Origin of the sequence: Pseudomonas oryzicola (genome assembly GCF_014269185.2) — a bacterium.
GTDB lineage: Bacteria > Pseudomonadota > Gammaproteobacteria > Pseudomonadales > Pseudomonadaceae > Aquipseudomonas > Aquipseudomonas oryzicola.
The window spans coordinates 405,098-422,811 of record NZ_JABWRZ020000002.1; the positions used below are offsets into that span (position 1 = coordinate 405,098).

The window sequence follows — 17,714 nt, forward strand, 5'->3', positions numbered from 1 at the left end:
CGGCTTGAAACCCGCCAAGGCTTCAAGCATAGCTTCAGCGGATGGTCAGTGCCTCGAGCTTGCCGCTGTTGCCGAAGACGTAGATGGTGTCGCCGACCACAAGTGGGCGGGCACGCAAGCCATCGCTGTCGATACGCTCACGGCCGACGAAGCGGCCATCGACCTGGCTCAGCAGGTGCAGGTACCCCTCGAAGTCGCCCACCGCCACGTAGCTGGAGAACACTTCCGGCGCGGTCAGCTGGCGACGCGCCATGGTGTCGTTGCTCCACAACGCGCTGGAAGAGCGTTCATCGACGCTTTCGACAGTGCCCGAAGCTTCGCTGACGTAGACGTTGCCAAAGCCCTGGGCGACACCCACGTAGCTGGAGGCATCACGCTGCCACAGCACCCGGCCGCTTTCCAGGTCCAGGCCCGCGACGCGGCCCTGGTAGGTGCTGACGTACAGGGTACCACCCGACAGCAGCAGGCCGCCGTCGATGTCGACCACGCGGTCCAGCTCGGAACGGCCTTGCGGAATCGCCACACGGCTTTCCCACACCGGTACACCGTTGTTGATGTCCACCGCCACCACCTTGCCGGTGGACAGGCCGGCGACGGCCAGGCGGTTGGTGACGATCGGCGCGCCGGTGCCACGCAGGGTCAGCACGGCCGGGCTGTTCTCGTAGATCCAGCGGCGGTCACCGGTAGCGGCATCCAGGCCGATCAGGCGATCGTCCTGGGTCTGCACCACCACCACATCACCGTTGTTGGCAGGCGGGGCCAGCACTTCGCTGGTCACGCGGGAACGCCAGCGCTCCTCGCCAGTGCTGGAGTCCAGGGCAATCACCTCACCCTTGAGGGTACCCAGCATGACCAGGCCGTAACCGACGCCGACAGCACCGGAAACCGGCAGCTCGAGGTCTTTCTTCCACACCACGTCGCCAGTGATGCGGTCAAGGGCGAAGACTTCACCGTTGACGTCGGAGGCGTAGATGCGGTCGTTTTCGATTGCCGGCACCAGGGTGTTGTAGGTTTCGCCCTGGCCGTCACCGATCGAACGGCTCCACTGCTTCTTCAGCACCACTTCCTCGGTGAACTTGGTCAGCTCGGCCGGGGGCAGTTCCTTCTTGCTGTTGCTGCTGCAACCCGCGGCCAGTACGGCCAGGGTCAGCACTGCTGCATGTTTCCAACCGATCACTTACGCGTCCCCTCTGGCCAAGTCATCCAGCTTCAATTGCAGGCCACCGACCGCCGCCTCATCGGACAACGCAGCCTTGGCTTTCTCGTAAGCACTGTGCGCGTCATCGGCACGACCCAGTTGCACCAGCAGGTCACCCTTCAATTCTTCACGGCTGGCCAGGAAGGCCTTGTCGGCGTCACCGTCGAGCAGCTTGAGGGCGTCCTCGGCCTTGTTCTGGGCAGCCAGTACGCGAGCCAGGCGCTGGCGTGCAATTTCGCCCAGGGTGGCATCGGCCGGCTTGTCCAGCACGCTTTTCAGCTCGGCAGCGGCGTCGTCGAGCTTGCCGCTCTCGACCGCGACCTTGGCCACGAACAGGCTGCCGTACTGGGCGTAGGCGGTACCGCCGAACTCGCTCTTGAGCTTGCCGGCCAGTTCCGCGACCTTGGTCGCGTCAGGCTGGCCGGTGGGCGTCAGGCTGGTTTCCAGCAAGGCCTGGTACAGCTGCGAGGCACCTTGCGACTGATTGTTCTGGTACTTGTGCCAGGTATTCCAGCCCAACACCACCACGCCAGCCAGCAGGGCACCGGTCAGCAGCGGCTTGCCGTTGCGGTTCCACCAGTCCTTGACCCCTGCCAGTTCATCATCGGTACTCGACACCCCAATACTCCTTTTCGCCTATTCGCTTGTTGAACCGCGTTACGCCTGCGCGATCGCGGTTTCCAGGTGCTCAGCCAGAGCATCCCAGGCAATGTTCTGTTGTTCGCCCTGACCACGCAGGGGCTTGAAGCCGATCTCTTGCTTGGCCAGTTCGTCATCACCGAGGATCAGCGCGAACAGCGCGCCGCTCTTGTCGGCTTTCTTGAACTGGCTCTTGAAGCTGCCGCCACCGGCGTTGACGGCCAGGCGCAGGCCCGGCAGGCGGTCGCGCAGGCCTTCGGACAAGCGCAGCCCAGCCAGTTCGGCCGGTTCGCCGAAGGCGCACAGGTAGACGTCGATCTGCCGGCTGATGGACTCAGGCACCTTGCCCAGGGTCTCCAGCAGCAGGATCAGGCGCTCGATGCCCATGGCGAAACCGACACCCGGGGTCGGCTTGCCGCCCATCTGCTCGACCAGGCCGTCGTAGCGGCCACCGGCGCAGACCGTGCCCTGGGCGCCGAGCTTGTCGGTAACCCACTCGAACACGGTCTTGCTGTAGTAGTCCAGGCCACGCACCAGCTTGGTGTTGATCACGAACGGGATACCCGCAGCATCCAGGCGGGCCTTGAGGCCCTCGAAGTGCACGCGCGACTCTTCGTCCAGGTAGTCTTCCAGCTTCGGTGCGTCGACCAGCACCGCCTGGGTGTTCTGGTCCTTGCTGTCGAGGATGCGCAGCGGGTTGCTCTTCAGCCGGCGCTGGCTGTCTTCATCCAGCTGCTCCAGGCGTGCCGAGAGGAACTCGACCAACGCGTCCCGGTAGCGCGCACGGGCTTCGCTGGTGCCAAGGCTGTTGAGCTCCAGCTTGACCGCGTCCTGGATGCCCAGCAGGCCCCACAGGCGCCAGGTCAGCATGATCAGCTCGGCGTCGATGTCCGGGCCGTCCAGGTTGAACACTTCCACGCCAATCTGGTGGAACTGGCGGTAGCGGCCTTTCTGCGGACGCTCGTGGCGGAACATCTGGCCGATGTACCACAGTTTCTGTACCTGGCCGTTGCCGGTGATGCCATGCTCGAGCACGGCGCGCACGCAGGCGGCAGTGCCCTCCGGGCGCAGGGTCAGCGAATCGCCGTTGCGGTCTTCGAAGGTGTACATCTCTTTTTCGACGATGTCGGTCACTTCACCGATAGAGCGCTTGAACAGCTCGGTGAACTCGACGATCGGCGTGCGGATCTGGCTGTACCCGTAGGTATCCAGCAGGCCGGCCACGGTGCCTTCGAAGTAGCGCCACAGCGGCGACTGATCAGGCAGGATGTCGTTCATGCCACGGATGGCTTGCAGCGATTTGCTCACGAAAAGTCCTTACGAATTCTGTGTGTCAGCCACGGACGATCAGCGCCGCGTCGGCTTCGGCCTTTTCGGCCGCTTTCTGGCGGATGAGCTTTTCCAGCTCGTCGACCAGGTTGTCGTTGGTCAGCTTCTGCGCCGGCTTGCCGTCGATGTAGACCAGGTTCGGCGTGCCGCCGGTCAGCCCCACATGGGACTCCTTGGCTTCGCCCGGGCCGTTGACCACGCAACCGATCACCGCCACGTCCAGCGGCACCAGCAGGTCTTCCAGGCGCCCTTCCAGCTCGTTCATGGTCTTGACCACATCGAAGTTCTGCCGCGAGCAGCTCGGGCAGGCGATGAAGTTGATGCCACGCGAGCGCAGGTGCAGCGACTTGAGAATGTCGTAGCCGACCTTCACTTCTTCGACCGGGTCGGCCGCCAGCGAGATACGGATGGTATCGCCAATGCCTTCGGCCAGCAGCATACCGAGGCCGACAGCGGATTTCACCGTCCCGGAGCGCAGGCCACCGGCTTCGGTGATGCCCAGGTGCAGCGGCTGCACGATCTGCTTGGCCAGCAGACGGTAGGCTTCGACGGCCATGAACACGTCGGAAGCCTTGACGCTGACCTTGAAGTCCTGGAAGTCCAGGCGGTCGAGGTGCTCGACGTGGCGCAGCGCCGACTCGACCAGCGCAGCCGGGGTCGGTTCGCCATACTTCTTCTGCAGGTCCTTCTCCAGGGAGCCGGCGTTGACGCCGATACGGATCGGGATACCACGGTCGCGGGCCGCATCGACCACCGCGCGCACACGGTCTTCACGGCCGATGTTGCCCGGGTTGATACGCAGGCAGTCGACGCCCAGTTCGGCTACGCGCAGGGCGATCTTGTAGTCGAAGTGAATGTCGGCAACCAGCGGCACGCTGACCTGCTGCTTGATGCGGCCGAACGCCTCGGCGGCGTCCATGTCCGGCACCGAGACCCGCACGATGTCCACGCCGGCATCCACCAGGCGCTGGATCTGCGCCACGGTGGCGGCGACATCGTTGGTGTCGGTATTGGTCATGCTCTGCACCGCGATGGGCGCATCACCACCCACAGGCACATTGCCGACCCATATTTTGCGGGATTCGCGACGTTTGATCGGAGATTCGCCGTGCATGACTTACTGTCCCAACTTCAGGCGAGCGGTTTCGCCACTGGTGAACGGGGCAACATCGACGGCCTGGCCGTTGTAGCTGACCTGGGCGCCCCGGGCAAAGCCCAGGCGTACCGCGAATGGCGGCTTGCCGGTCAGTTCGAGGTTGTCCCCCTTGCGCTTGATGGCGCTGAACAGCACCTTGCCATTGCCGTCGCTGACCTGGGTCCAGCAATCGGCGCTGAACTGGATGGCCACCTTGCCGCTGCCGGCCGGCACTTCGGTGGGCACGGCTGGCGTGGCAGGCTCGGCGGCGGCTACGGTCGCTGCCGGGGCCATCGGCGCAGCCGCCGGGGCCGGAGCGACCGGTGCTGCCGGCGCAGGCGCGACCATCGGTGCACTGACCGCTGACTGCGCCGGAGCCTGCTGCACGGGCGCCGGGGCGGGTGCTGCGGCAACGGAGGCCGCGGGGCTTGCCGGGGCCTGTTCGGCGACAGCGGCGGGCTGCCCACTAGCGCCCTGCTCCAGCGGCAGCGGTGCGCTTTCGGGCTGCTGGCCAACCGAAACGGCCTGGTCTTCAGGCTCATCGAGCGGGTGAATCTGGGTGGTGCCGTCGGCGCTTTCGACTTCGACGTGCTCCAGGGCGATCTTCGCCAGGTCCTTGCCACGCAGGCTGCCCTGGTCCTGCCACCAGACGAAGCCGCCACCGACTACGGCCAGCAGCAGCAGCAGGCTGACGCCACGCAGGATGTTGTGCGACAGGCGCACCGGCTCTTCGATACGGCCCAGCGAGTGCACGTCGCTGCCTTTGGCGTGGGTACCGGTGTAGCGGTCGAAGGCATCTACCAGGGCGGCCTGGTCCAGGTCCATCAGCTTGGCATAGGCGCGGATGTAGCCACGGGCGAACGTATGCCCGGGCAGCTTGTCGAAGGCGCCGGTTTCCACGTGGTTCAACGAACTGACAGTGAGGTTGAGCTTGCGGGCCACCTCGGCTTGTGACCAGTCCCGGTTCTCACGGGCCTGACGCAAAAGCTCACCGGGGTTCTGGCCAGGCGCTACTGCTACTTCGGGTTGCGCGGCTTTCATCGTTGCTCCGACAGGTATTGCTGATATTCCGGCGTACCGGGATAAAGTCGTTGTAATTGCTGGCCCAACTCGGCCAGTTTGCCCTGCTCGTCGAATACCCTGGCAAGGCGGCTGCCCAGCAGCAGGCTACGGGCATCGTGTTCGCTCAGTTGGCTGAAACGATCGTAGTAGTCCCGGGCCGGCACATAATGCCTGTTTTCGTAGGACAACTCAGCCATTTCCAGCAACGCCTTCGGTTGCCGCTGGTTGAGTTGCAAAGCTTTCAGCAAATAGGCGTGCGCCTGGTCGCGGCGCTCAAGCTTCAGGGCGGTCAGGCCCAGGTTCTCGTAAACGCGTGAACGCTCAGGATACAGGGTATCGGCGCTGGCCAGGCGAAACATCTGCTCGGCCTCGGCAAATCGCCCCTGAGCATAAAGGAAACTGCCGTAGTTGTTGCGAATTCGCGTGTCGCCAGGACGGGCCTGCAGCGCCTGGCGGTAGTGGTTTCCAGCCATTTCGGCCTCGCCCTCGGCCTGCAGCACCAGCGCCAGGGCGGCGTGCGCATCGGCGTCGCCCTTGTCCAAAGCCAAGGCTTTGCCCAATGGTGCCTTGGCCTGCTCGGTCAAGCCTTGTTGCAAATAGCCCAGGCCAAGCTGCACATAAGCCCGTCCCGCCTCTGCCCTCCCCTGGCGGCTGGCCAGGGGCTCGCCCGCACCGCCCGACACGCAGCCGGCCAGCAGCGAAAGCGCAAGGATCGACAGCGCGGCGCGCAGGCTCATGGGCAAGGTCCCGGTCAGTGCTGCGCAGCGCTGTCTTGCAGGTCGGCGTCCGCAGAAAGCTGGCGCACAGCGATATAGCGTTCGCTGCGGCGGGTGCGGTCGTTGACCTGGCCAACCAGCTGGCCGCAGGCGGCGTCGATGTCATCACCACGGGTAGTACGGGTGGTGACGTTGAAGCCACCGTGATGCAACAGGTCCTGGAAGCGGCGGATGGCGTTGTTGCTCGGCCGCTCGTAGCCCGAATGCGGGAACGGGTTGAACGGGATCAGGTTGATCTTGCACGGCACGTCGCGCAGCAGCTCGATCATTTGTGCAGCGTGCTCGGGCTGGTCGTTGACATCCTTGAGCAGGGTGTACTCGATGGTCAGCACACGCTTGCCACCCAAGGTGGACATATAGCCCATGCACGACTCCAGCAGCATCTTCAGCGGGTACTTCTTGTTGATCGGTACCAGCTTGTTGCGCAGTTCGTCGTTCGGCGCGTGCAGCGACAGGGCCAACGACACGTCGATGTGCTTGGCCAGCTCATCGATCATCGGCACGACGCCTGATGTCGAGAGTGTGACGCGGCGCTTGGAAATGCCATAGCCCAGATCTTCCATCATGATCTTCATGGCGGCGATGACATTGTCGAAATTCAGCAGGGGTTCGCCCATGCCCATCATGACCACGTTGGTGATGGCGCGATCGATCTTGGCCGGGACGGTCCCGAAGGATTTGTTGGCAAGCCACACCTGGCCGATCACTTCGGCGGCGGTGAGGTTGCTGTTGAAGCCTTGCTTGCCGGTGGAGCAGAAGCTGCAGTCCAGGGCACAGCCGGCTTGCGAAGACACGCACAGGGTGCCGCGGTCATCGGTGGGGATATAGACGGTTTCGACGCAGCTGCCGGAAGCAACGCGCACCACCCACTTGCGGGTGCCGTCGGCGGAAATGTCTTCACTGACCACTTCCGGGCCCCGAATCTCGGCAACGGCCTCGAGCTTTTCGCGCAAGGCCTTGCCGACATTGGTCATGGCGGCGAAATCGTCGACGCCATAGTGGTGAATCCATTTCATGACCTGACCGGCACGAAAACGCTTCTCTCCGATCGATTCGAAGAATTTTTCCATTTCCTGCAGGGTCAGGCCCAACAGGTTGATCTTGCCAGTCATGTCACTCATGGAATCACCCAAGACCTGCTTCGCTTAGCGAATGCGGTCGCACAGCTCGGTAGCGGAGAAGAAGTAAGCGATTTCGCGGGCAGCCGAAGCTTCCGAGTCGGAACCGTGAACGGCGTTCTCGTCGATGGAAACGGCGAAGTCAGCACGGATGGTGCCGGCAGCAGCTTCTTTCGGGTTGGTGGCGCCCATCAGCTCGCGGTTGGCCAGAACGGCGTTTTCGCCTTCCAGAACCTGAACGATGACCGGACCGGAAGTCATGAAGGCAACCAGGTCAGCGAAGAAGCCGCGCTCTTTGTGCTCGGCGTAGAAGCCTTCGGCTTCGGCTTTGGACAGTTGCTTCATTTTCGAAGCGACGACGCGCAGGCCGGCTTTCTCGAAACGAGTGGTGATCTCGCCGATGACGTTCTTGGCGACAGCGTCAGGCTTGATGATGGAGAAAGTACGTTGAACAGCCATGGAAAACTCCAGAAAAATGAGTGTTGCGAAAAATTAAACCCGCGAATTATACGCGGGTTCCAGGGGATTGCCTAACCTGCAGGACGCGTTCAGTCGGCTTCTTCGATCCAGGCCGCCTGGATGGCCTCGAGGACTTTCTCACCGCCGCGTGACGGATCGTCGCTGAATTCTGGCAAGGCCAGCACCCAACGGTGCAGATCGACGAAATTCACATAACGAGGATCGACGTCCGGCTTGCTTTCTGCAAGCTGGATGGCGATCTCAAGTACATCAATCCATTTCAGGCTCATGGGGCAAACCTCAGTGCGGCGCTTCGGCGGCGTGGTTGAGCGAATACTTGGGAATCTCGATGACCAGGTCCTGGTCAGCGACGACCACCTGGCAGCCGAGGCGCGATTGAGCCTCCAGGCCCCAGGCCTTGTCCAGCATGTCCTCTTCCAGTTCGTCGGCCTCTTCCAGCGAGTCGAAGCCCTTGCGCACAATGCAGTGGCACGTGGTGCAGGCCTTGACGCCGCCGCAGGCGCTTTCCATCTCGATGTGATGGTCGTGGGCCAGTTCCAGGATGTTGGTCCCGGGCTCAACCTCCACGGTCAGCCCTTCGGGGCAGAATTTCTCGTGCGGCAGGAATGTCACCAGCGGCATCGGTTACTCCTCGATCTCATTCAGGTTGCGCCCGGCCAGTGCGGCTTTGACCGTCGAATCAAGGCGACGGGCGGCAAATGCATCAGTCACCTGCGACAGACGCTTGGTCTGTTGCTCGATGGCTGCGCCATCGGTGCCGGCCAGCAAATCACGTAGTTCTTGCATCTGGAATTCGATGGCTGCGCGTTCGTCACGGCTGAGCAGGCGTTCGCCATCGGCGTCCAGGGCGCCCTGTACCGCTTCGAGCAGGCGCTCGCCATCCACCTGGTGCTCGCGCAGCTGGCGGGCCTGCTTGTCGGAACCTGCGTGTTCGAAGGAGTCCTTGAGCATGCGCGCAATTTCGCCGTCGGTCAGGCCGTAGGACGGCTTGACCTGGATGCTGGCTTCCACACCCGAACCCAGTTCGCGGGCAGCGACACTGAGCAGGCCATCGGCGTCGACCTGGAAGGTGACGCGGATCTTCGCCGCACCGGCAACCATGGCCGGAATGCCGCGCAGCTCGAAACGCGCCAGCGAGCGGCAGTCGCTGATCAGTTCGCGCTCACCCTGCAGCACGTGGATCATCATGGCCGTCTGGCCATCCTTGTAGGTGGTGAACTCCTGGGCACGCGCCACCGGAATGGTGGTGTTGCGCGGGATCACCTTTTCCATCAGCCCGCCCATGGTCTCGAGGCCAAGCGACAGCGGGATGACATCGAGCAGCAGCAATTCGCCACCCTCACGGCGGTTGCCAGCCAGGGTATCGGCCTGGATCGCGGCACCGATGGCCACTACCTGGTCAGGGTCGATCGAGGTCAGCGGGGTGCGCCCGAACAACGCGCCCACCGCTTCGCGCACACGCGGCACGCGGGTCGAGCCACCGACCATGACCACGGCGCTGACTTCCTCCAGCTCGACGCCGCTGTCGCGCACGGCGCGGCGGCAGGCCTTGAGGCTGCGAGCGACCAGCGGTTCGATCATGGCTTCGAAACCGGCACGGCTCAGTTCACCCTGCCAGGCGCCATGGCGAACGCTGACTACGTCAGCGTCGGTCAGCGCTTCCTTGGCGGCACAGGCGGTTTGCAGCAGAGCGCGCTGGGTGGCTGGGTCCAGGTCGGACGACAAGCCGGCCTGTTCGATGATCCAGCCGGCAATCGCGTGATCGAAGTCGTCACCACCCAGGGCGGTATCGCCACCGGTGGCCAGCACTTCGAACACGCCGGCGGTCAGGCGCAGAATGGAAATATCGAAGGTACCACCGCCCAGGTCATAGATGGCCACCACGCCTTCGGCGTTCTGGTCCAGGCCATAAGCCACGGCGGCCGCGGTCGGCTCGTTGAGCAGGCGCAGCACGTTCAGGCCGGCCAGTCGCGCAGCGTCCTTGGTGGCCTGGCGCTGGGCGTCGTCAAAATAGGCCGGCACGGTAATCACCGCCCCCACCAGCTCACCACCCAGGGTGGCTTCGGCACGCTCGCGCAGCACCTTGAGGATGTCGGCGGACACTTCAACCGGGCTCTTCGGCCCCTGCACGGTATCGATGAACGGCATGTGCGATTCACCGCCAACGAAGCGGTAGGGCAACTGCTCGCCCAGTTGCTTGACGTCGGCCAGGCCGCGCCCCATCAGGCGCTTGACCGACAGCACGGTGTTCAGCGGGTCGCTGGACGCAGCGTCACGCGCAGCCTGCCCCACCTCGTTGCGCCCTTCGAGGTAGCGCACCGCGGACGGCAAAATGACGTTGCCCTGCGCGTCGGGCAGGGGCTCGCTACGGCCGCTGCGCAGTGCGGCGACCAGGGAGTTGGTGGTACCCAGGTCGATCCCCACCGCCAGGCGGCGCTGATGCGGCTGAGGGCTTTGACCGGGTTCGGCAATCTGCAGTAGGGCCATGCTTATCTGAATACCTTAGGTGCCATCACGGGCAGCACCGGGTTAGTCGTCGAGGCGCTCTTCCAGTTGGCGCACTTCTTGGGCGAGCTTGTCGAGGAATTGCATGCGGCGCATCAGGCGCTCGGCCTTGTCGCGCTCGCCCGGCGCGTCCCAGCAGGCGGCAAAGTCCTCGTTCAGCGTGTCCTGGGCGACCTTCAGGCGCTTCTTGAACACACCGACACCGTCAAGGTCGGCTTCGTCCTGCAGCTCTTCGAGCTCCTCGCGCCACTGCATCTGCTGCAACAGGAAGTCCGGGTCGTGGACCGTGACTTCCTGGGGCACTTCGTGGCCGCTGATGGCCAGCAGGTAGCGGGCGCGACGCGGCGCACTGCGCAGGGTCTGGTAGGCGTCGTTGAGGGCTGCGGACTTTTCCAGCGCTACGCGTTGCTCGCGCTCGGAGGCATCGGCAAAGCGGTCGGGATGGACTTCGCGGGCCAACTCGCGATAGCGAGTGGCCAGCTTATCGAGATCCAGGCGGAAGCTTGGCTGGAGGTCAAACAATGCGAAATGACAAGGAGTACCCACAGCCAGCCTCAAACGTTGAAGCTTTCGCCGCAGCCACACTCACCGCGCACGTTGGGGTTGTTGAACTTGAAGCCTTCGTTCAACCCTTCCTTGACGAAGTCCAGTTCGGTGCCGTCGAGGTAGACCAGGCTCTTGGGATCGATGATCACCTTGACGCCATGGTTCTCGAACACCTGGTCTTCCGCCGCCAGTTCGTCGACGAACTCCAGCACGTAGGCCAGGCCCGAGCAACCGGTGGTGCGCACGCCCAGGCGAATGCCTTCACCCTTGCCGCGCCCTTCCAGGGAACGCCGCACGTGGTTGGCGGCGGCTTCTGTCATGCTGATAGCCATCTGGACTCCTTACCTCGCAACAGGCGACTTAGATCAAGCCTTTCTTCTGCTTGTAATCGCGCACCGCTGCCTTGATGGCATCTTCGGCGAGTACCGAGCAGTGGATCTTGACCGGCGGCAACGCCAGTTCTTCGGCCAGCTGGGTGTTCTTGATGGTTTCGGCTTCGTCCAGGGTCTTGCCTTTCATCCACTCGGTGGCGAGGGAGCTGGAAGCGATGGCCGAGCCGCAGCCGTAGGTCTTGAACTTGGCGTCTTCGATCACACCCTGTTCGTTGACCTTGATCTGCAGGCGCATCACGTCACCGCAGGCCGGGGCGCCGACCATGCCGGTGCCGACGTCCGGGTCTTCGGCATTCATCTTGCCGACGTTGCGCGGGTTTTCGTAGTGGTCGATGACCTTTTCACTGTATGCCATGGTGCAATTCCTTCCTCATCAGGGAGCCGCTCTTGCCGGCGACTGCTTAGTGGGCGGCCCACTCGATCTTGGAGATGTCAACGCCGTCTTTGTACATGTCCCACAGCGGCGACAGCTCACGCAGTTTGTTCACCGCCTCGCAGACCTTCTGCGCGGCGTAGTCGACTTCTTCTTCGGTGGTGAAACGGCCGAAGGAGAAGCGGATCGAGCTGTGCGCCAGCTCGTCGTTGCGGCCCAGGGCGCGCAGTACGTACGACGGTTCGAGCGACGCGGAGGTGCACGCCGAACCGGACGATACGGCGATGTCCTTCAGCGACATCAGCAGCGATTCGCCTTCGACGTAGTTGAAGCTCAGGTTCAGGTTGTGCGGCACGCGGGCGGTCTGGCTGCCGTTGACGTACAGCTCTTCCAGGCCCGAGACCTGCTTGAAGAAACGGTCGCTCAGGTTTTTGATGCGCGCGTTTTCAGCGGCCATTTCCTGCTTGGCGATGGCGAACGCCTCGCCCATGCCGACGATCTGGTGGGTCGGCAGGGTGCCCGAACGCATGCCGCGCTCATGGCCACCGCCGTGGATGATGGCTTCCAGGCGCACGCGCGGCTTGCGGCTGACGTACAGCGCGCCGATACCTTTGGGGCCGTAGACCTTGTGCGCCGAGAACGACATCAGGTCGACCTTCAGCTTCTGCAGGTCGATTTCGACCTTGCCGGCCGACTGCGCGGCATCGACGTGGAACAGCACGCCGCGCGAGCGGGTCAGTTCACCGATGGCGGCGATGTCGTTGATCGAGCCGACTTCGTTGTTCACGTGCATCAGCGAGACCAGGATGGTGTCGTCACGCAGCGCCGCCTCGACCATGGCCGGGGTGACGATGCCGTCTTCGCCCGGCTCCAGGTAGGTGACTTCGAACCCTTCACGCTCCAGCTGGCGAGCAGTGTCCAGCACCGCCTTGTGCTCGATCTTGGAGGTGATGATGTGCTTGCCTTTGGTCTGATAGAAGTGCGCGACACCTTTCAGCGCGAGGTTGTCGGACTCGGTGGCACCGCTGGTCCAGACGATTTCACGCGGATCGGCATTGATCAGTTCGGCAACCTGACGGCGACCGTTCTCGACCGCTTCCTCGGCCTTCCAGCCGAAGACATGGGAGCGCGAAGCCGGGTTACCGAAGTTCCCGTCGACCAGCAGGCATTCGGCCATCTTCTGGGCCACGCGTGGGTCGACCGGGGTGGTCGCGGAGTAATCGAGGTAGATCGGCAACTTCATTTGTCTCTCCTATCAGGCGGTGGCGTCGCTCGTCGTCCCAAGGGGATCAATCGACGGCGGACGTCTCAATCTTGTCCAGCTGGGCGGCCCGGCCTGCGACACGACGCAGGTCCTGGCGCTGGGCGACTTCCTGCACCTCACGGCGCATGACGAGGTCGGCCAGGCTGATGCCGCTGAGGAATTCATGGATCTGCTGGCTGAGGTCGCACCACAGGTGGTGGGTCAGGCAGGTGTCACCGGCATGGCAGTCCCCGAGGCCCTGGCAGCGGGTGGCATCGACCGATTCGTTGACCGCATCGATGACCTGGGCCACCTGGATGGTTTCCATGCCCCGCGACAGCTGGTAGCCACCGCCTGGACCGCGCACGCTGGAAACCAGGCTGCTGCGGCGCAGCTTGGCGAACAGCTGCTCCAGATAAGAGAGGGAAATGCCCTGGCGCTCGGAAATGTCGGCCAAAGACACCGGCCCATGCTGCGCGTGCAACGCCAGGTCGAGCATGGCGGTCACGGCGTATCGGCCTTTGGTAGTCAGTCGCATGGCTATTGGGTACCACGGGAGTTTCGGGATGTGTGCGAGTATGCGATTCCCGAGCATTTAAGTCAACTATTAGACCTAGTGCTTTAGTCGGGTTTGCATCAGGGAGGCGGGCGCGATTGTAGCAGACCAGGGGCGTGAGCACACGCCCCGTATGTCACTGCTTGCTGGGCACGGCGCAATCAATGCGGCTGAGTGTCGCGCCGGGCCACCTGGGCGACATCCTTGAAGTCATCTTCCGGCAGGGCCGGCAGTTCCTTGGCGCAATAGTCGCTGCCCATCTTGGTCAGGGCGCCGCACATACCTTCAAGCCGCTCGTCGACCGCTTGCAGGTGATCGAGCATCTGGCCGATGGCACGGGCCACCGGATCGGGCATGTCACCGCTGACACCGTAGGCATCGAAACCGATCTTCTCGGCCATGGCCTTGCGCTTGGCCTCGACTTCAGTGTCTTCGCTCTTGACGATGATTCGCCCCGGGATACCCACCGCCGTGGCGCCCGCCGGCACCGCCTTGGTCACCACCGCATTGGAGCCGATCTTGGCCCCGGCGCCGACGGTGAACGGGCCCAGTACCTTGGCCCCCGCCCCTACCACCACGCCGTTTTCCAGGGTAGGGTGGCGCTTGCCCTTGTTCCAGCTGGTGCCGCCCAGGGTCACCCCCTGGTACAGGGTGACATCATCGCCGATCTCGGCGGTTTCACCGATGACGATGCCCATGCCATGGTCAATGAAGAAGCGCCGGCCGATGGTGGCGCCGGGGTGGATCTCGATGCCCGTCAGCCAGCGCCCGAAGTTCGACACCAGGCGGGCCAGCCATTTGAAATCACGCTTCCACAGGGCATGGCCCAGGCGGTGCAGCCAGATGGCGTGCATGCCGGGGTAGCAGGTCAGCACCTCGAAGGCATTGCGCGCGGCCGGGTCGCGGTGGAATACGCTTTGAATATCTTCACGCAGGCGTTCGAACATCTGTCAGTCCTTCCGTTTATGCGGCTCGCCCCGGACCACTTTCTGGGTCTCGGTGAGGATGCCACGCAAAATGCTCATTTCCGAACGCTCGACCGCGACCCGTCCATACAGCCGGCGCAGGCGCGGCATCAAGTGCTTGGGTTTTTCGGGGTCGAGGAAGCCGATACCGACCAGGGTCTTCTCCAGGTGGTCGTAGAACAGCTCCATTTCGTCCATGGTCGCCAGTTCGCTGGCGTCAACCTTCTCGACCTTGCCCGGTGCTTCACCGGCCGCCAGCCAGGCCATGCGCACCTCGTAGGCGAGCACCTGGACAGCCGCAGCCAGGTTCAGCGAGCTGAAGTCGGGGTTGGAGGGAATGTGCACGTGGAAGTGACATCGCTGCAGTTCTTCGTTGGTCAGGCCGGCGTGCTCGCGCCCGAACACCAGGGCGATCTCCTCGCCACCATTGGCATGCTCCACCGCCTTGGCCCCGCATTCACGCGGCCCGATCAGCGGCCAGGGGATGCTCCGCTCGCGGGCGCTGGTGCCCATCACCAGGTTGCAGCCGACCAGTGCCTGCTCCAGGCTGTCTACCACCTGGGCGTTGTCCAGCACATCGTCGGCCCCCGAGGCTCGGGCGCTTGCATCCACTGCGGGAAATTCTTTCGGCTGCACCAGCACCAGACGCGACAAGCCCATGTTTTTCATGGCACGTGCAGCGCCGCCGATGTTGCCGGGGTGGCTGGTATTGACCAGAACAACACGAATATTTTGCAGCAAGGTGTTGTGCTCACAGATGCAGGAATCAGGGCTTTCGATCTTACAGAACCGACAGACGTAACGCCACGAAAGCAAATGTGACACTTCTGCCGCCAAAGTTTTCTGCTAGAATGATCGGCTTTCTTCTTTAACATCTCCAGGTGAACCGCCCATGCAGCCTATGCTGAATATCGCCCTGCGCGCCGCTCGCAGCGCCAGTGAACTGATTTTCCGCTCCATCGAACGCCTGGATAGCATCAAGGTCGATGAGAAAGAGGCCAAGGACTACGTTTCCGAAGTCGATCGCGCCGCCGAGCAGAGCATCGTCAACGCGCTGCGCAAAGCCTACCCGAACCACTCCATCCAGGGCGAGGAAACCGGCCTGCACGCGGGTAGCGGCGAAGAAGGCAAGGACTACCTGTGGATCATCGACCCGCTGGACGGCACCACCAACTTCCTGCGTGGCATCCCGCACTTCGCAGTCAGCATCGCCTGCAAATACCGTGGCCGCCTTGAGCACGCCGTGATCGTCGACCCGGTTCGCCAGGAAGAGTTCACCGCCAGCCGTGGCCGTGGCGCCCAGCTCAATGGCCGCCGCCTGCGCGTCAGCTCGCGCAGCAGCCTGGAAGGCGCCCTGCTGGGCACCGGCTTCCCGTTCCGTGACAGCCAGATGGCCGAACTGGACAACTACCTGGGCATGTTCCGCGCCCTGACCGGCCAGACCGCCGGCATCCGCCGCGCCGGCTCCGCCAGCCTGGACCTGGCCTATGTGGCCGCCGGCCGTTTCGACGCATTCTGGGAGTCGGGCCTGTCCGAGTGGGACATGGCGGCTGGCGTACTGCTGATCCAGGAAGCGGGCGGCCTGGTCAGCGACTTCAACGGTGGCCATGACTTCCTCGAGAAAGGCCATATCGTTGCTGGCAACATCAAGTGCTTCAAGGCGGTGCTGACCGCCATCCAGCCGCACCTGCCAGAAAGCATGAAGCGCTAAGCGCGGATTGCAGGTAAAAAAAAAGCACCCCTTGGAGACCCTTGGGGTGCTTTTTTTGTGCCTGATGCCAAGCCTTCGAGGACTTGTGCCTACAAAAAGCAGAGCGCGCCGGCTTACTGCCCGGCTTCACTGAGGATCAGCTTGCCATTCTTGTCCACCGGAATGGTGGAACCGGGTTCGTGATCCATCTTCACCTGCCCTACCTGATCGCCAATTGTGTACTTGACGTTGTAGCCCACCACCTTCTCGCTGATGTCGTTGACCGTGTTGCAGCGGGTTTGCGTGGTCGTGTAGGTATCACGCTCCTGCATGCCTTCCTGCACCTTGTTACCGGCATAACCGCCACCGACCGCACCAGCCACGGTAGCAATCTTCTTGCCGGTCCCGCCGCCGATCTGGTTACCCAGCAGGCCACCGGCAATGGCGCCCACCACGGTACCGGCGATCTGGTGCTGGTCCTTGACCGGCGCCTGACGCGTCACGGTGACGTCCTTGCAGACCTCACGCGGGGTTTTTACCTGTTGTTTGATCGGTTGCACGTCGGTGACCTGCGCATACTCAGGCCCCTTGTTGACCAAGCTGTAGGTCGCGACAGCACCTCCGGCAGTCACACCGACAGCACCCAGTACCGCACCCACAAGCATTGATTTGTTCACATGAACCTCCTGATCATACCCGCGGGTCCGACCCGCCTTCTCCCAGCCTTGGAGCAAAAAAAAAGGCGCAAGTTCAACACTTGCGCCTTTCGGGCCGCCAGGCGGCATGCAGCATGCCTTATGGACGATCGTCCACACCGTCGGTCTTGGCCGGCGGGATCAGGTCCTCACTGTTCAGGTTCAGCCAGATCAGCACCACGTTGGCGATGTAGATCGACGAGTAGGTACCGGCCATGACGCCGATGAACAGCGCCAGCGAGAAGCCGAACAGGTTGTCACCACCGAAGAACAGCAGCGCTGCAATCGCCAGCAAGGTCGAAACCGAGGTGGCAACGGTGCGCAGCAGGGTCTGCGTGGTGGAAACGTTGATGTTCTCGATCAGCGAGGCCTTGCGCATCACCCGGAAGTTCTCGCGCACCCGGTCGAACACGACGATGGTGTCGTTCAGCGAGTAGCCGATGATCGCCAGCACCGCCGCCAGCACGGTCAGGTCGAAAGTGATCTGGAAGAACGACAGGATACCCAGGGTCACCACCACGTCGTGGATCAGCGAGACGATCGCGCCCACGGCGAACTTCCACTGGAAGCGGAAGGCCAGGTAGATGAGGATGCCGCCCAGGGCCAGAAGCATGCCCAGGCCACCCTGGTCGCGCAGTTCTTCACCCACTTGCGGGCCGACGAACTCGACCCGCTTGACCGTGGCCGGGTTGTCGCCGCCAGCCTTCTGCAAGGCCTCGGCCACCTTGGTACCCAGCTGCGGGTCATCACCCGGCATGCGCACCAGCAGGTCGGTGGTGGCGCCGAAGCTCTGCACCACCGCCTCGTGGAAGCCGGAACCGACCAGCTCGGTGCGCACCGCCTCAAGGTCGGCCGGGCGCTCGTAGGTCAGCTCGATCAGCGTACCGCCAGTGAAGTCCAGGCCGAAGTTCAGGCCCTTGTGCCACCAGCTGAACAGCGCCAGCACAGTGAGGAGCAAGGTAACGGCGAACGCGACATTGCGCACGCCCATGAAGTTGATGGTTTTCATCGC

General features: G+C 63.2%; 21 protein-coding genes. 1 reads left to right on the forward strand and 20 read right to left on the reverse strand.

From position 1 onward, the window contains the following. Window positions 1–34: 34 nt before the first annotated feature. From bamB to trmJ, 18 genes are all read right to left on the reverse strand, one after another. Window positions 35–1,177: an outer membrane protein assembly factor BamB gene (bamB, locus tag HU760_RS19925; protein WP_170028355.1), complete on the reverse strand. Its 1,143-nt coding sequence runs from the start codon at window positions 1,175–1,177 to the stop codon at window positions 35–37. Further along, window positions 1,178–1,816 carry a tetratricopeptide repeat protein gene (locus HU760_RS19930; RefSeq protein WP_186673484.1) on the reverse strand — a complete coding sequence of 213 codons (639 nt, stop codon included), beginning with the start codon at window positions 1,814–1,816 and terminating at the stop codon, window positions 1,178–1,180. Window positions 1,817–1,855: 39 nt separating this feature from the next. Further along, the gene (gene hisS / locus HU760_RS19935; RefSeq protein WP_186673486.1) at window positions 1,856–3,145 is read right to left on the reverse strand and encodes a histidine--tRNA ligase; all 1,290 of its coding nucleotides are present in this window, start codon (window positions 3,143–3,145) and stop codon (window positions 1,856–1,858) included. A 25-nt stretch (window positions 3,146–3,170) separates the two neighbouring features. Next, on the reverse strand, window positions 3,171–4,280 hold the full coding sequence (ispG, locus tag HU760_RS19940; RefSeq protein ID WP_038408727.1) for a flavodoxin-dependent (E)-4-hydroxy-3-methylbut-2-enyl-diphosphate synthase: 1,110 nt from the start codon (window positions 4,278–4,280) through the stop codon (window positions 3,171–3,173). Between the two features lie 3 nt (window positions 4,281–4,283). Continuing rightward, complete coding sequence (locus tag HU760_RS19945; protein WP_186673488.1) at window positions 4,284–5,342, reverse strand: RodZ domain-containing protein; 1,059 nt, start codon at window positions 5,340–5,342, stop codon at window positions 4,284–4,286. Further along, window positions 5,339–6,100 carry a type IV pilus biogenesis/stability protein PilW gene (pilW, locus tag HU760_RS19950; protein WP_186673496.1) on the reverse strand — a complete coding sequence of 254 codons (762 nt, stop codon included), beginning with the start codon at window positions 6,098–6,100 and terminating at the stop codon, window positions 5,339–5,341. The genes HU760_RS19945 and pilW overlap by 4 nt, the downstream gene beginning before the upstream one ends. Window positions 6,101–6,114: 14 nt before the next feature. Continuing rightward, on the reverse strand, window positions 6,115–7,260 hold the full coding sequence (gene rlmN / locus HU760_RS19955; protein WP_170028351.1) for a dual-specificity RNA methyltransferase RlmN: 1,146 nt from the start codon (window positions 7,258–7,260) through the stop codon (window positions 6,115–6,117). Window positions 7,261–7,284: 24 nt separating this feature from the next. Beyond that, entirely contained in the window at window positions 7,285–7,716 is a 432-nt protein-coding gene (ndk, locus tag HU760_RS19960) for a nucleoside-diphosphate kinase (protein WP_023382208.1), read from the reverse strand. A gap of 89 nt (window positions 7,717–7,805) precedes the next feature. Continuing rightward, on the reverse strand, window positions 7,806–8,006 hold the full coding sequence (gene iscX, locus HU760_RS19965) for a Fe-S cluster assembly protein IscX (protein WP_023382209.1): 201 nt from the start codon (window positions 8,004–8,006) through the stop codon (window positions 7,806–7,808). A 10-nt stretch (window positions 8,007–8,016) separates the two neighbouring features. Then, window positions 8,017–8,358, reverse strand: a complete 342-nt coding sequence (gene fdx / locus HU760_RS19970; protein WP_025337773.1) for an ISC system 2Fe-2S type ferredoxin — start codon at window positions 8,356–8,358, stop codon at window positions 8,017–8,019. 3 nt (window positions 8,359–8,361) lie between these two features. Then, entirely contained in the window at window positions 8,362–10,224 is a 1,863-nt protein-coding gene (gene hscA, locus HU760_RS19975; protein ID WP_186673505.1) for a Fe-S protein assembly chaperone HscA, read from the reverse strand. A 42-nt stretch (window positions 10,225–10,266) separates the two neighbouring features. Further along, on the reverse strand, window positions 10,267–10,788 hold the full coding sequence (gene hscB, locus HU760_RS19980; protein ID WP_170028348.1) for a co-chaperone HscB: 522 nt from the start codon (window positions 10,786–10,788) through the stop codon (window positions 10,267–10,269). A gap of 8 nt (window positions 10,789–10,796) precedes the next feature. Next, entirely contained in the window at window positions 10,797–11,120 is a 324-nt protein-coding gene (gene iscA / locus HU760_RS19985; RefSeq protein ID WP_043208089.1) for an iron-sulfur cluster assembly protein IscA, read from the reverse strand. A gap of 28 nt (window positions 11,121–11,148) precedes the next feature. Next, entirely contained in the window at window positions 11,149–11,535 is a 387-nt protein-coding gene (iscU, locus tag HU760_RS19990; protein ID WP_003248539.1) for a Fe-S cluster assembly scaffold IscU, read from the reverse strand. A gap of 46 nt (window positions 11,536–11,581) precedes the next feature. Continuing rightward, the gene (locus HU760_RS19995; RefSeq protein WP_186673513.1) at window positions 11,582–12,796 is read right to left on the reverse strand and encodes an IscS subfamily cysteine desulfurase; all 1,215 of its coding nucleotides are present in this window, start codon (window positions 12,794–12,796) and stop codon (window positions 11,582–11,584) included. 46 nt (window positions 12,797–12,842) lie between these two features. Beyond that, the gene (gene iscR, locus HU760_RS20000) at window positions 12,843–13,334 is read right to left on the reverse strand and encodes a Fe-S cluster assembly transcriptional regulator IscR (RefSeq protein ID WP_051099959.1); all 492 of its coding nucleotides are present in this window, start codon (window positions 13,332–13,334) and stop codon (window positions 12,843–12,845) included. A 179-nt stretch (window positions 13,335–13,513) separates the two neighbouring features. After that, window positions 13,514–14,299, reverse strand: a complete 786-nt coding sequence (gene cysE / locus HU760_RS20005; protein ID WP_186673514.1) for a serine O-acetyltransferase — start codon at window positions 14,297–14,299, stop codon at window positions 13,514–13,516. Window positions 14,300–14,302: 3 nt separating this feature from the next. Beyond that, window positions 14,303–15,058, reverse strand: a complete 756-nt coding sequence (gene trmJ / locus HU760_RS20010; RefSeq protein ID WP_186673516.1) for a tRNA (cytosine(32)/uridine(32)-2'-O)-methyltransferase TrmJ — start codon at window positions 15,056–15,058, stop codon at window positions 14,303–14,305. Window positions 15,059–15,209: 151 nt separating this feature from the next. Here trmJ and suhB point away from each other — a divergent pair, with 151 nt between their 5' ends. Further along, window positions 15,210–16,028, forward strand: a complete 819-nt coding sequence (gene suhB / locus HU760_RS20015) for a type III secretion system regulator SuhB (RefSeq protein WP_186673518.1) — start codon at window positions 15,210–15,212, stop codon at window positions 16,026–16,028. A 113-nt stretch (window positions 16,029–16,141) separates the two neighbouring features. On the opposite strand, the gene HU760_RS20020 is transcribed toward suhB, so the two are convergent. Both HU760_RS20020 and secF read right to left on the reverse strand, forming a co-directional pair. Then, window positions 16,142–16,684 carry a glycine zipper 2TM domain-containing protein gene (locus HU760_RS20020; protein WP_170028342.1) on the reverse strand — a complete coding sequence of 181 codons (543 nt, stop codon included), beginning with the start codon at window positions 16,682–16,684 and terminating at the stop codon, window positions 16,142–16,144. Window positions 16,685–16,802: 118 nt separating this feature from the next. Beyond that, entirely contained in the window at window positions 16,803–17,711 is a 909-nt protein-coding gene (secF, locus tag HU760_RS20025; RefSeq protein ID WP_186673520.1) for a protein translocase subunit SecF, read from the reverse strand. Between the last annotated feature and the right edge of the window lie 3 nt (window positions 17,712–17,714).